Raw genomic sequence first — 14,902 nt, 5'->3', positions numbered from 1 at the left:
GTATTGTGTCCATCTCATTTTATTAACAATTCTTTAAGCATACTAATTATGTGATTAATTTCTTCCTGTGTCAGATGGGTATGAAATGGTAGAGATATTGTAGAATCGCCAATTTTTTCAGAAATTGGAAAGCTCCCCCGCCCTTTTGAAAAGAAGTTTTGAAACTTGGATAAAATATTTATAGATCGGTAATTTACTGCTACACCAATACCTTTTTTTTGCAGATCACGAAGGAGCTTATCTCTTTTGTTTGGGGCTACCCATATGGTAAGTAAATGATATGCACTGATTGATTCCGGTAATATCTGAGGGAATTTTAATTCAGGAATATTGACTAATCTTTCCATATATTGTCCATAAATCTCTTTGCGTTTTTTATGTATGTGATCAATTTTATCAATTTGAGGAATCAGTATGGATGCCTGGATATTGTTCATATTGTATTTCCAACCAAAATCAATAAGATCCCAGTGTTCAAACACTTTATCATGCCTCATGTTAGCATCTTTATTGATGCCATGACTCCTGAGCATGTGTATTTTGCTGGCCAACGATTGTGAATTTGTTGAAACAGCTCCCCCTTCACCACAGGTAATGCTTTTGGTTGCATAGAAACTGAAACAAGCAGCATCTGATAACTCTCCTATTCTAATGCCATCACGGGAGCTTTCCAGTGCGTGTGCAGCGTCTTCTATTATGAATAGACCAAATTGATTGGCAATATCACGAATTGTTCGCATATCACACATCTGGCCGTATAGATGTACGGGTAATATCGCTTTGGTTTTTTTTGTGATAGCAGCTTCAATTAGTTTCACATCTATGTTGCCGGTATTTGCTTCTACATCTACCCAAACCGGTGTAGCACCTGTATGAACTATTGCTAAACTGGAGGCAGCAAAGGTCATGGGAGTGGTAATCACCTCATCTCCTTTTCCAATGCCCAGAGCCTGCAAGCTAAGATGAAGGGCAGCAGTACAACTCATCACCGCAATTGTGTGTTTAGAGCCAATATATTGAGAAAATTTTTTTTCAAATTCAAGCACAGTACTTCCTGTGGTAAGAAAAGGTGATTCAAGGGCATTATAAACAGCCTCTCTTTCCTGTTCTCCAAGATTATGATAAAAAAAATCAATTTTCATTATTTCACGCTAACCTATTTTTTTTGGAGTTTATTAAATTAATCACCTACTATTCTTGGTATTTTTTTTGATCCTTCTGTGTTTGGATTGTTACAACTGAATGGGAAGTCATTTTTTATTTTTCATTATTTTTAAGATAGATTGAGCAGCTTTGTCTACACCATAGCAAGTAATGAATTTGTTATGAGCTGCTTTTGCTAATTTATTTCTTATTTTTTTGTTTTTCAAAAAAAAATTTACTTTTTTTACTAAGTCAAACTCATCCTCATAAAAAATAATTTCTTTGTTTTCATCAAAAAAGTCGGTTATTGGCATAGCATCATAACACCTTGGAATACGACGAGTAAGTAAAAAACCTTCAGCTGCCATAACTTCCGGCACCTTCATATGAAAAGATGTTGCTGCGCTGTTTAAGTTAATGCATGATTCATTAATTATTTTGTTAAGAGCCTTGCCATTATCAGCAATACCCATCGCAATATTTTTAAATTGAGGGTATTTTTCCCAGTTTCTTCCAAAAACCCGCACATCAATGTTATTTGTGATTAGAGCAAGTATGGGTTTGATTTTCATGAGGGATAAACAATGATATGTAAAACGGCTAAATTCATTTTTGTCATTACGAGGGTTTGTTAATTTTAGCAGTGTATCATTTATGGGTATCCCTATTTTTTGACATACTTTTTCTGCAATTTTCTTTCTATCTACAGAGTTTGAGCTGATCTGTTGTACTTTAGCCAAAGAACTATGATCTAATTCATAAACCAATTGCTTTAAAAAAAATACTTCAGCCTCTGATTTGATTTCTGAAATCGTATTGCCCTCGATGATCGGTAGGAAAGTGAGTCCAGGATTTACTAAATGTGTGATGCTGGTTACTTTATATTTTTTTTTGCATGAAGATATGGGATGATAAATATTTGTGTCAACGGTTACTGGGAGACAATGTATCTTTTTATTTTTGAATGCAGTATGATTTTTAAAATAATTGTCAATCCAATCTTGAGAAAAAGAAAAAATATAATCATGGTCGGTAATTATCGAAGGATTTTTTAGACCAGCTATATGTGGCATTAAATCCTGCATCCAAGTTATAAACGGAATGCTTTTGGGTATCCATGGATAGGATTGCCGAAGGTTATTAATGGAAAAAATAACGTCTGGCTTAAAATTAATTAAGTTTTCCAGGCATACATCTTTTCTGATGCTCACACTGGAGTCCTCATCTTCTATCTCAATAAAAGTATTATGGCCTAATTGCCTAAATCCTTTTGCAATATCTCGGGTGGAGTATTGCAAATAAGTTGTAAACCTTGAAGTAAAAAAAAGAATATTTAATTTCTGTCCGGTTTTGATTTTTTGTATGACAGTGTCGTGGTAATTATCTGGAAAAATTTTACAAAGCTGCTGTTCATAACTTTCAATATTATATACTATATCTGCTCTATGGTCTTTGAGTATAGGTAGCACATGCTTTGAAAAAAAAATGGGATCATCTTGAGATATATATATCGCTCTGTCTATAAAAGGAAGTTTTCTTTCAAGCAAGATATGTGTCAATTGTGAGCGTAAATTATTTTTATCGATAAAGCGGATAACAAAATCACAATTATTCAATGGTGAAAAATCTATTATATGCATCATTTGTCGGAGTACTTCAAAGTCAACGATCACCCAGCATCCAAACTTAATAGGCTGCGGTTCATTTGTTTTGATTTTATCAATGAAAATAAAAAAGGATTCAAAAGAATCACAATGTACCATGATACTTAAATTATTTTGTATCAGCTTTTTCGTTTCATTTGTCATGTACGCAGAAGGGGGGATTTTTAACCAGACCCCATCTTTTTTTGTATAGAAATTGTCAGAAATTTTTATAATATTGGGCTGCGGGATTTGGGATGAATCAAAAGAAATAAAACTTTCATATTGCTTTGAGTTTTGGGAAAATGGCGGGTTGGTTTTAATATGTTCAATATTTTTCTTAAATAAATCAGCATGGGAGGTAAAAATATCAGGAAATGTGTAAATATTAAGTAATATTTTATTGATTATGGAATGGATATTTTTTTGGGAGGTTTCATTAACCCTTAGAATAATGGAGTCCCGCAAAGATAATAGCCCGTTTATATCAAGTAAAGGGATGAATGTTTCAAAACATAATTTGATATTTTCCAAGGTTAAAGGCAACTTTCCATAATACTCTCTTGCTTTGTCGTATTTTGATGTTAATGCATAAAGTTGTCCGACTTTTTTTAGCAAAGGAGGGGCTTCTGATTTGTCTTCAAGAGCTTCTGCTAAAAATATTAGTATAGCTATTGCTGTACTCAATTTATTTTCTGCTATGGCTTGATCGGCATATCTGAATAGCATCTCTCCAATATCATTTTCAGGCACACCTGATTCCATCAATAGGTCAATGACGGTTTTAAAATCATCATTATCGGCCCAAGACCATATCACTTGCTTTTCAGGAAGTTTATTGTCAAAATTTTGTCTGGTAAGCATGATTTTTGTAAAAAACACCATTTTGGGATAGTAATGATGAGATTTTGTCCTTGTAAATTTATGATTTTTTTGAAAAATAAGCCTGTGAAAAAGTATTTATATCAAAAGATGGATATAGCTTCGCCCTTTTGATTACATATAATTCGGCATATTTATACCATTCCTAAAATTAAAAAAGCAATTTTAAAATTAAAAAGTATAAACCCTCAGTATGCCTTATCAATTAAGACATTCAACCCATATTGGTGGTACTCTCCAAAATGTTAAATTTTGAGTTCGTCCAACGACATAAGTTGGGCATGAATAAAAAAATATAGCAGCATTTAAAACAAAAATTATCTTGGATTTTCTGCGAAGTGATCAAGGCAGTTGGTTGAATTATTTGGCATAAGATGGAATTAATAATCCTTTTGCGGCCTCAAAAAAACTGGTATTATAATTTTGTCAAGGTTTGATTGGCATCCCGAAATTCTGTCCCAAATAGTCTCATTAAAATTATGTCATGATATTTGTTATTTAAATACAAATGCTCTTTTAATATCCCTTCTTCAATAAAACCAATCTTTTTGTATAAATTTATGGCCTTGGTGTTGTATGCAGCGACTTCCAAGCATATTTTCCTAATATTGAGGTATTCGAATGCATAATTAAAGAGTAAGATTATGCTATCCTTACCAATTCCTATGTTTTGGTACTCCTTTTCCCCTATAGTGATTCCAAAACTACAGCGCCTTGATATCCAATCTATTTGATTAAGTTCTATAAATCCTACAAACATATTATCTTTAAGTGATTCAATTGAGAATATTACTTTTGTTCGGCTTTGTCCATTTAGGGCTGATTCATACCATATTTCCTCCATTCTTTCTGTTACAGGAAAACGATAACCCTGAACATTTTCCCGTATTTCAGGGTCATTTTTCCAAATTAGAGATTTCTCTATGTCATTTTTATGAATTGGACGCAAACGTGTTTTTTTCCCTTTATATGAAATCATCTCTTCACCTAATATATTATAAAAGATTTTACTTGTAGTTGAGTTGATTGTTGACCTTGACCGCCGCATTTCTCTAAAAATATTGTTATTAAAGTATATTTTACCTCTATTATGGTGTTGGGTGTTTAGGTCAAACACGGGAAAAACACAACAAAGAGGTAAAATATATAGAAAAAATATCAAAAGATTTATCCAAAGGCAATTAAAATTAAATGTCTAACGATCTTTCCGGGATAATTATAGCATGGGTAACCACCTTTATATATAATGCTCATGAAGTTCTTACATTCGGTTATCCTATACATTCCAGTTCCATCATTGTTTTTAATCCGTTCTACTGATAAAGTCTCATCATTGATTTATGATTTGCAGAAGATAATCATGAAACTAATTTAAGCTGTGAGGTATAGGAATGAACCCCCTCAGATTCTAAATAGCGTTATTATTATCGGATTATTAGGCTATAAAAAGGGATTTATGAATGAAAATTAAAATGGTTAATATCGAAAATGGTTTACAGGGCATAGGATTTAGAAAAATGTCAAGTTATGTGAAAAGTCTTAATAAAGATACAACTACTTATTTTATTTCTCCAACAAATCAATTTTCATTATTTAATCGTATATTCTTAAACTCAGATTTCAACTTATTAGGTGATTTGGATATTATTGCTCAGGAATTATCATGTGCAGATCTTCTGGGTTTTTCATTTATGAGTGAGTGTCGAGATATAACTGCGCAATTAATTTCACGAATTAAAAATATTAATAAAAATGCAATCATTTTTGTAGGAGGCCCGCATGCTAGGATATATCCTGAAGACTGTCTTAATTTTTCTGATATAATTTGTGTCAGTGAAGGTGAGCGTCCTTTTTTTCAGTTTTATCAAAAAATTCAAAATGGTAACGATTATTTTGATATACCGGGTTTAACTTATCTAAAGAAAGATGGATCAATTGTGAATACGAAACCATCTGCCCCAATGACCAATGAAGAATTAACTGCTGCCCCATTTATTGATTTTGATGTTAAAAATAAATTCTATGATACAAAAAAAAAACAATTTGTTCCGATGGATTCAAAATTATATAAGAAATGGCTTGGCTTGAATTTGAACATAATATGGACAAGAGGGTGTCCAAATAAATGTGCCTATTGCTATAATTCAGCTTTTTTGCGATATCATAAAAAATATGCACAATTACGACATCCATCTCCAAAATATATGGTTGATGAGATAAGGTCGGTTTTAAAGACTCACCCAATGATTTCTTGGATATCATTTTTTGATGATGGTATGATGGCATTAAAACCAGAAGTTCTACAGGAGTTTGCTGATGTTTATTCAAAAGAAATAAAACTTCCCTTTTTAACCTATGGAACGCATCCAAATTATATCAATGATGAAAAAGTTAAGATTCTTGTAAAAGCGGGTTCTATATTTTTTAGAATGGGTATTCAAAACTGTAGTCCAACAGTTTTAAATATTTATAATCGTAAAACTTCATTGAACAAAATAATTCAATCTACACGTGTTATTAATAAATATAAAAAATTTATTGCGCCCCCTGCTTATGACATTATTCTTGATAATCCATTTGCAACATCTGAAGACTTAAAAGAGCATATGGAAAATATGTACTTAATCCCAAGACCTTATGTTATAAATCTACATTCATTAAGGATTGTTTTAGGCTCTGCGCTTGAGGATAATATAAAGAAATATACAAATAGAGAAACCATAGAAGCTAAAGATAAGAATTTGTTACATCCAGAAGCAACTTTTTTTAATATTATGCATTATATTTTAAGTGTTGTAAAGATTCCGCATTTTTTATTTAGATATTCTCTTGATCATATATATAATCCTAAAGAGTATAAAACCCTTATCATTTTTGTGCGCTTTATTTTTTTAGTGAGAAGAGCTTTGGGGCATTTGAAAAATCTTGATTTTTCTTTTTTGACGGGTCGTGGTAGTTTTGTTCCATATTTTCTTTGGAAGGTTGGAGTTCTAAAATTTTATAATAAAATCATGTATGAAAAACGCAATAAAATATAATCAAAAACTGCTTGTTTAGTAAGGGATTTTGTAAGCATCATGGAGATAATAGATAGTCATATACATGTTGGTGATATTTACCATGGATTTCCAATAAAATATCCACTTTCTAAGATACCATTTGGATTGATGAGTATTTTTGAGGCATCACAGTTTAAAAGTCCTTTTAAAAGAAAACTAAAAAAGGATAATAATCAAACCAATTTGCAGCAAGGAAAATTTGGCAGGTTTCTTGGTGATATCGCGTATATGGAGAGTTGCCGAAGGATTCAATTTTCTGATACTGATCATATTATAACTGCATTTGATAGAAACAAAGTTGATAAAGCCATTGTACTACCAATTGAGCCTAATGTTACAACAAAAAATATTATAGCATTATCAAAAGAACAACCCAGATTTATTCCCTTTGGCTCAGTTAATTTTCATTCTCTAAGATATATGGAAGAACTTAAAGAAAATATCCAGAACGGTATAAAGGGATTAAAAATTCATCCAGTGATTCAGCGAATTCATCCTGAAAATAAAAAAATATATCAAGTTTTGGAAGAAATTTCTATATACTCTATGCCCGTATGTTTTCATGTCGGTCCTTGTAGAGCAGGTATTGTTAAAATTGAGGAAGAGGAATATGCTCATCCTGATCAAATTTTAACTCTTGTCAAAAATTTTCCTAATGTTCCATTTGTTTTCGCGCATATGGGCTTAGAATATAAAGATTATGTTATTGAACTAGCACAAAAACATAAAAACATATATTTGGATACGAGTTTTCAAACTGCTAAAACAATTAAAAAGGCAATTATGTCTATAGATGTTGATAGAATTCTTTTTGGAAGCGATTTTCCATTAGTAAGTCAAACCACATCAATTAAAATAATTAATAAATACATAAAAGATCAAATTGTAAAAAAAAAAATATTTTCAGAGAACATTAAAAAGTTATTAGGCATTTAATAATGCATGTAGAATTATTATTCGGAAAAGATTTAGCAGATTGGGATAAGTATATCCTTCGAAAAAAAGCGAGTATCTATAGTACGGTATCATGGCTCGATTTATTAAAAAAAACCTATCGTTTTGATTGTGCTTGTTTGTGTGTCAAGAAAAACGGAGTTATTTCTGGTGGAATTCCGATTTTCTTTGTTAAAAGTATTCTTTTGGGTAATAAAATATGTTCAAATCCATTTAATCTGTTCGGTGATATTTTTTATGATAATGAATCGGAATGTGAATTATTAATTGGTAGTCTTCTAAATTTATACCAACATAATAGTTTTAATGTCATTCATTTAAGAACATTTCAAAAATTACCTGAAAGTATTATTTATAAATATAATATAAAACAATCTGACTCAAAAGTTATACCCATATTAAAGCTATCGAGTGATTATGATGAATTTATTAAGAATTGTAAAAAACAATTTCGTATAAATTTGAAAAGTTCAATTTTAAAAATTAGCGGTAGCGGAGAGTTTGCAGTCTTTTCTTCTTGCTATTCCAATAAAGATTGGAAAGATTTTTATCATCTTGTTTGTAAACTTTTTAAAAATAAGCATCTTATGTTCCCAGCTCCATTTGAGTTTTTTTTGAATATAAGGAAATATTGGAGTAAAGAGAATTATAGTTTGTATATTTTGCGGCATAGGGAAAAATGTGTCGCAGGTATTCTAATTTTAAAGTTTAAAGATAAAGCATACTATTCGTGGAGCGCATCATCGATAGAATACAATAAATGGGGCGTTTCAACATTTTTACTTCATCATATTATTGAAGATTTAGCAACACAAGGAATTTCATGGTTTGATTTAGGCGTAACTTCATCAGAAAATAAAGGATTGCTTTTTTTTAAGACCAGGTGGGGTGCAGATATCGTTCATCCGTATGATTATTTGATTTTTTTGAAGAAAAAATTAGTTTATAATGAATATAGTTCTTCTCAATCATTTCTTACGTTGAGAAAACCGATAAAGCTTCTACCTGATTTTATTTTTTCTTCTCTTACAAGACTACTATATCGGCATTTGGCATAAAAAAGGAAAAAATGAGAAAAATTTTATTAATATCAAGTGGTCATTCTTTTTTCAAAGGTGCTTTATGGGGTGGATATGATTATGAAATTCCACTTAATGTTGCATATACTGCGTCTTTCCTTGAATCCAAAGGTTTTGAAGTCGATGTTATTGACACACAAATATTAAAAGACGCTCAAAAAATATTAAATGAAATTGACTATACTTCATATATCGCCATCGGTATTAATTCTGAATTATCAACAACTTATGATGCCTATGAATTAATTGGGTTTATGAAATTCAAAACAAGTAGAACTCCGATATTTGCATTTGGCGTATTTACAGTCCTAAAAGAAATTTTATTAAAAGAATGTGTTTATTTAGATTATGTTATTTATGGAGAAGAAGAACATTCCTGCCATGAATTGGTATCAGCACTTGAGTTACATGGAAATATCAATAAAATTAAAGGGCTGATATTTAGAAAGGGCTCAGAAATTGTTAAAAATAAACCACATGAATGTGAGAAAAACCTTGATTCTTTACCTTTTCCTGCCCGTTCAAAATTTGATTTGGAAAAATATTACCCTTCGCCTGGTAAATACTTTAAACTTCCTCAGTTTTCAATTTTAACGAGTAGAGGATGTAATGGTCAGTGTTTTTTTTGTTCAAATTTAAGAGGCAAAGAAATGCGCTATCGAAGCCCGAAAAATATCGTTGATGAAATTGATTTGTTGCAAAATACATATAATGCCAAAGAAGTTTTTTTCATTGATGATAATTTTACGGCAGATCGAGTTCGAGTCATGGAATTTGTAAGACTCATGAAAAAAAGAGATAGAAAAATTTTTATTCGGGTTATATCAAGAGTTGATACAGTTGATAAAGAAATGTTGCAACAGTTAAAAGAAATTGGTTTATATAGCATTGGTTATGGTGTGGAGTCAGGAGACAATAATATATTGTCCTTTAATAATAAGAAGATTACTCTGGATCAAGTTGAATATGCCGTGAACATTGCGAAAGAATTAAATATTGAAACACGTTGTTTTTTTATGCTTAACTTACCTGGTGATACACAAGCAACTACTGAAAAAACATTTCGTTTTATAAAAAAAATCAGACCGGACCTCGTTAATATACAAATTACATATCCATGGCCTGGAACAGCAATGCGTGAATATGTAAAATTAAATTTTAAAATAAATGAAGAGCTTTGGAATGATTGGGAAGCAAGTTCCGGGGATGCTGTAACCTTCCTGCAATCTGATTTGACTGAAAGTTATATTAAAAATATGTATAAAAAAATTATTCGTAATCATTATATTAGATTTGGGTTTATATTGAATTGGCTATTCAGGCTGAAGTCATTTCACGATTTAAAATATTCTTTTTTACAATTTTGTAGTTTGATTAAAAAGACAGTAATGCCCGGTTAGGTTGGATAGTTTTCTGATATATTTTAGAAAGGTATTCGTTTTAAATTGTATGTTGATTATTTATAGGAGCAGTTGTGGGCAAAGTATTGGTAACCGGAGGGGCTGGTTTTATAGGGAGTCATTTAGTTGATAGACTTCTTAAAGATGGTTGCGATGTGGTGGTTTTAGATGATTTTTCTACAGGCCGTCCTCAAAACCTTGAACATCATAAAAACAATAGGAAATTAAAATTAGTTCAAATTGATATTTCCGAATACAGTAAAATAGAAAAATTTTTTAAAAATGTTGACTGGGTTTTTCATCTTGCAGCCCTTGCTGACATTGTGCCCTCCATTAAAAAACCATTTAAATATCACAAGTCAAATGTTAATGGAACCATCAGTGTACTTGAGGCGTCCAGAGTGAATGAGGTAAAACGATTTGTATATGCAGCATCTTCGTCCTGCTATGGTATTCCGGATCAATATCCAACTCCTGAAACTGCTGAGATTAGAACGGAGTACCCCTATGCTCTGACAAAAAATATAGCAGAGCAATATGTCATACATTGGGGAAAAATCTATGGATTGCCCGTTGTCTCTTTGCGAATGTTTAATGTTTACGGTCCCCGCTCACGAACTTCAGGAACTTATGGGGCTGTTTTTGGGGTGTTTCTTGCCCAAAAATTGCATAATAAACCGTTCACTGTTGTCGGAAACGGGAATCAGACTCGTGATTTTACCTTTGTCTCTGATATTGTAGATGCTTATATTCAGGTTGCAGAGTCTGATATGTGCAACGAAATATTCAATTTAGGGAGTGGTCAAACTTACAGTATCAACAGGCTTGTTGAATTATTGGGCGGAGATATCTTATATGTCCCGAAGCGACCTGGAGAGCCTGATTGTACATTTGCTGAAATATCTAAAATTCAAAAAATGATTGGGTGGAAAGCTGTGATTCCATTTGAAAACGGTGTGCAAACAATGTTGGATAATATTGATTACTGGCAAGAGGCACCTGTATGGACTCCAGAAAAAATAAAAGAGGCAACAAGGGAATGGTTTCAGTATTTAGGTAAATAAGTCGATTGTGGCATTAAGTTTAAAAAACAGGAAATCCTGCATAAAGAATATTAAAATTGATATGGATAAGTATAATATAGACAGTCACAAATTAATATACCATGTCTCAAGGGTAAATGACTGGCTTAACGGTGAACCTATCTACCCAATCTACATGGAAATAAGCCCTACTGGAGCGTGCAATCATAGATGTTCCTTTTGCGGTCTTGATTTTATGAAATATTCATCCAGAAAGATTGATATCTCGGTTTTAAAAAAGAGATTGCCTGAATTTGGCCGTCTCGGTTTGAAAAGTATTATGTATGCCGGAGAAGGGGAGCCATTTCTTCATAAAGACATTGCGGAAATGATTATGCTTTCAAAAGAGAGTGGTATTGATGCGGCAGTAACATCAAACGGAGTTTTGTTTAAAAAAAAACTTGCGGAAAATATACTTTCATATTGTTCATGGATTAAATTCAGTATTAATTCTGGTACTCCAGATACTTATGCAAAGATACACGGAACAAAATCCGAAGACTTTAAGACCGTAATTGACAATCTTTGCTATGCAGCTGAATATCGTGAAAAACATGGAATAAAATGTACCCTGGGTGTACAGATTCTTCTTTTGCCTGAAGTCGAGAGTGAAATTGAACTCTTAACCAAAATTGTAAGAGATATCGGCATGGATTACCTTGTTGTCAAGCCTTATTCACAACATCCTCAAAGCATTACTAAAAAATATAAAGATATTGTTTACTCCAAATATGACTATTTGTATGGGAAATTAAAGGAATATGATTCTGATACTTTTTCAGTGATTGTCAGGCTTAATACGATGCGGAGTTGGGATAAATGTTATAAAAACTATGAAAAGTGTTTTGGATTGCCATTCTGGTCATATATCGATGCCGGAGGCAATGTCTGGGGTTGCAGTGTATATCTTAACGATAATAGATTTTTTTATGGAAATATTATTGATAATTCATTTCAGGAAATTTGGGAAAGTGATAGACGAAAGAAATCTATGAATTTTGTTGAGAATGAATTGTCTGTTTCTAAATGTCGGATAAACTGCAGAATGGATAATATTAATAAATATCTTTGGGAGTTGCATCATCCCAATGACCATGTTAATTTTATTTGAAATCAGCAGACCCTTAGATAGAAATTCATTTTAAAGCCTATAATAAATGGTGTGGTTTCAATGAAAAAGATTACAGAAATTATTGAACTTGAAAAAAAAGCTGATTACATAAGAAAAAAGCTTGTTGATGTCTCGGTGAAAAATGGGGCCGGTCATATTGCACCCTCCTTATCATGTGTGGATATATTGACCCTGCTTTATTATCATGTATTGAGTCTCAATGATGACCCCAAATGGGAAGGGCGGGACAGATTGGTTTTTTCAAAAGCCCATGGTGCCTATGGACTTTATTCAATTCTGGCTGATATCGGTTATCTAAGAGAAGAGGACTGGAATAATTTTTATAAAGGAAGTTTTTTAAAAGGGTGCATTGAACGAAGTCCCAAGTATGGCATTGAAGCCGGGTGCGGTTCTCTTGGGCATGGAATGCCAATGGCTGTTGGAATTGCATTTGGTGCGAAGATCCAGAATAAGAAATATCAGTGTTATTGTATTGCAGGTGATGGCGAGACGCAGGAGGGAAGCAATTGGGAGGCTGTTCAGTTTGCAGTAAAATATAAATTAAATAATTTAATCATAGTTGTTGACTGCAATGGTTTGCAGGCAATGGATTCTCTTGATAATGTGCTTTCTCCGGTAGATTCATATCAAGATTTGTCTGTTAAGTTTGCCGCCTTTGGTTGTGAGGTGATGACCTGTGACGGGCATAATATGGCGGAGCTTAAAAATATTTTTGAAAAAGTAAGTGAACTCAAGGGTGACGCCGGGCCTGTTGTAATCCTTGCAAAAACCGTGAAAGGGTATGGCATTAAAGCAATGGAAAATGTTGTAAAGTTTCATTTCAGGGTTCCCACAAAGGAAGAATTGGCCATGGGGGTTCGCTATGAACGATAACAATTATCGAAAAGAAATCATTAATGCCATGCTTGAACATGTCGGAAAAGATGCTCGAATCATGCTTCTTGTAGGTGATATGGGATTTGGTGTTGTCGATAATTTTAAAAAAGAGTTTCCGGGCAGAATTTTTAATTGTGGTATGATGGAGCAGGGTATGGTGGGTATTGCAGCGGGAATGGCAATGGCCGGGCTTAAACCCGTGGTTTATTGCATTGTAAATTTTCTGGCATTCAGGGCTATTGAGCAGATACGAAATGATGTGATCATGCAGGATTTGAATGTGAAGTTTATTGCCACGGGAGTCAATGATTATTTCAAGTTTCTTGGCGACTCCCATTGTTGCGGCCAGGATGATAAAGTGATTATGAAGTTGATTGGCATGCCGGTCTTTGATCCGTATGTGGAAGATTGTGATGATTTTTCCGGGATGGTAGATAGTTGGATGAGCAGTGAGCAGGCTGGATACATTCGTGTATGACAGGTTTGATAGAGTTATGAATTCAATGAATAATTCAAAAATAGTCTATAAGAGTAAGTATCTTCTGGATGGACACAAACTTGCCTGGCATAAAGATCAAATAGATGCCTGGTTGAGGGGAGAGAGAATTGCCCCCATTACAATAGATTGTTCACTAACCAGGCGGTGTTCATACAATTGCGTTTACTGCTATGGTAAGCTCCAGGCCAATGATGAAAAAGAGATGACAAAAGATGTTATCTTCAGTTTTCTTGATGATGCAGCAGAAATTGGCGTAAAAGCAGTCAGCTTTGTCAGTGACGGAGAGAGTACCTGCAGCCCCTACTTAAAAGATGCCGTGTTAAAGGGAAAAGACAACGGCCTGGACATGGCCCTTGGAACCAACGGTTATTTGTTGAATCAAAATGAATTGGAAGATATCCTGCCTGCTTTGACATATCTTCGGTTCAATATTTCAGCCGGAGAGGTCCAAAGATATGCCCAAATCCATGGCGTCAGTCAAAAATGCTATTATCGGGTGATTGGAACGATACAAAAAGCAGTTCAAATCAAAAAAAAGAATTACCTGGATGTAACCATTGGAATGCAGATGGTTCTTATGCCTGGGTTTGAAGATCAGATCCTGCCCCTTTCAAAGCTTGGCAAAAAACTTGGCGTCGATTACCTGGTTATTAAACATTGCAGTGATGACGAAGAAGGTTCCCTTGGGGTGGATTATTCAAAATATAATAATATGGTTGATGTCTTGAAAAAGGCTGAAACATATTCCAATGAAACTTATCAGGTTTCTGCCAAATGGTCCAAAATTTTCAGTAACGGGGAAAGAAAGTATTCACAATGTTATGGCCCTCCTTTTATATTGCAGATGTCCGGGTCCGGCCTTGTTGCGCCGTGTGGAATGCTGTTCAATGATAAGTATAAAAAGTATCACATTGGAAATATTGTGGAGCAATCCTTTAAGGATATCTGGCAAAGTGACAGATATTGGGAGGTTATGGATATGATTGCATCACAAGAATTTGATGCAAAAACCATGTGTGGAACTTTATGTTTGCAGCATAAAGTGAATGAGTATTTAAGTGATATTAAAAATAAAGGTAATCAGTTTGTTCATGGTAAAGGAAACCCTCCAATGCACATCAATTTTATATAAAATAGAAAAGCCTATATAAGG

12 protein-coding genes are annotated in these 14,902 nt (G+C 33.1%); 9 read left to right on the top strand and 3 right to left on the bottom strand.

The features are described from left to right. Positions 1-14: 14 nt before the first annotated feature. The 3 genes from TOL2_RS18820 to TOL2_RS18810 form a co-directional block, all read right to left on the bottom strand. Entirely contained in the window at positions 15-1,142 is a 1,128-nt protein-coding gene (locus TOL2_RS18820) for a DegT/DnrJ/EryC1/StrS family aminotransferase (RefSeq protein ID WP_014958872.1), read from the bottom strand. A gap of 108 nt (positions 1,143-1,250) precedes the next feature. Continuing rightward, positions 1,251-3,650, bottom strand: a complete 2,400-nt coding sequence (locus TOL2_RS18815) for a glycosyltransferase family protein (RefSeq protein WP_158406139.1) — start codon at positions 3,648-3,650, stop codon at positions 1,251-1,253. Between the two features lie 433 nt (positions 3,651-4,083). Beyond that, positions 4,084-4,647, bottom strand: a complete 564-nt coding sequence (locus tag TOL2_RS18810) for a GNAT family N-acetyltransferase (protein ID WP_041279620.1) — start codon at positions 4,645-4,647, stop codon at positions 4,084-4,086. A 481-nt stretch (positions 4,648-5,128) separates the two neighbouring features. Here TOL2_RS18810 and TOL2_RS18805 point away from each other — a divergent pair, with 481 nt between their 5' ends. The 9 genes from TOL2_RS18805 to TOL2_RS18765 all read left to right on the top strand — a co-directional run bounded on the left by TOL2_RS18805 (position 5,129) and on the right by TOL2_RS18765 (position 14,881). After that, complete coding sequence (locus TOL2_RS18805; RefSeq protein ID WP_014958869.1) at positions 5,129-6,706, top strand: B12-binding domain-containing radical SAM protein; 1,578 nt, start codon at positions 5,129-5,131, stop codon at positions 6,704-6,706. A gap of 39 nt (positions 6,707-6,745) precedes the next feature. Beyond that, positions 6,746-7,663 (top strand): amidohydrolase family protein, encoded by a 918-nt coding sequence (locus TOL2_RS18800; protein WP_014958868.1) that lies wholly within the window; start codon positions 6,746-6,748, stop codon positions 7,661-7,663. Positions 7,664-7,665: 2 nt separating this feature from the next. After that, complete coding sequence (locus TOL2_RS18795) at positions 7,666-8,739, top strand: GNAT family N-acetyltransferase (protein WP_014958867.1); 1,074 nt, start codon at positions 7,666-7,668, stop codon at positions 8,737-8,739. 11 nt (positions 8,740-8,750) lie between these two features. Further along, the gene (locus TOL2_RS23835) at positions 8,751-10,160 is read left to right on the top strand and encodes a B12-binding domain-containing radical SAM protein (RefSeq protein ID WP_014958866.1); all 1,410 of its coding nucleotides are present in this window, start codon (positions 8,751-8,753) and stop codon (positions 10,158-10,160) included. Positions 10,161-10,234: 74 nt separating this feature from the next. Continuing rightward, on the top strand, positions 10,235-11,224 hold the full coding sequence (locus TOL2_RS18785; RefSeq protein WP_014958865.1) for an SDR family oxidoreductase: 990 nt from the start codon (positions 10,235-10,237) through the stop codon (positions 11,222-11,224). Between the two features lie 7 nt (positions 11,225-11,231). After that, a complete protein-coding gene (locus TOL2_RS18780; RefSeq protein ID WP_198408345.1) occupies positions 11,232-12,353 on the top strand; it encodes a radical SAM protein in 1,122 nt (373 codons plus the stop codon). Positions 12,354-12,413: 60 nt separating this feature from the next. Continuing rightward, a complete protein-coding gene (locus TOL2_RS18775) occupies positions 12,414-13,247 on the top strand; it encodes a transketolase (protein WP_014958863.1) in 834 nt (277 codons plus the stop codon). Then, positions 13,237-13,728: a transketolase family protein gene (locus TOL2_RS18770; protein ID WP_014958862.1), complete on the top strand. Its 492-nt coding sequence runs from the start codon at positions 13,237-13,239 to the stop codon at positions 13,726-13,728. The genes TOL2_RS18775 and TOL2_RS18770 overlap by 11 nt, the downstream gene beginning before the upstream one ends. Positions 13,729-13,744: 16 nt before the next feature. Continuing rightward, positions 13,745-14,881: a radical SAM protein gene (locus tag TOL2_RS18765; RefSeq protein WP_198408344.1), complete on the top strand. Its 1,137-nt coding sequence runs from the start codon at positions 13,745-13,747 to the stop codon at positions 14,879-14,881. The last annotated feature ends 21 nt before the right edge of the window (positions 14,882-14,902 follow it).

It is taken from the genome of Desulfobacula toluolica Tol2, from assembly GCF_000307105.1.
Classification (GTDB): Bacteria; Desulfobacterota; Desulfobacteria; order Desulfobacterales; family Desulfobacteraceae; genus Desulfobacula; species Desulfobacula toluolica.
The sequence above is the reverse complement of the archived record's forward strand: the minus strand, read 5'-3'. Positions and strand labels throughout refer to the sequence as shown.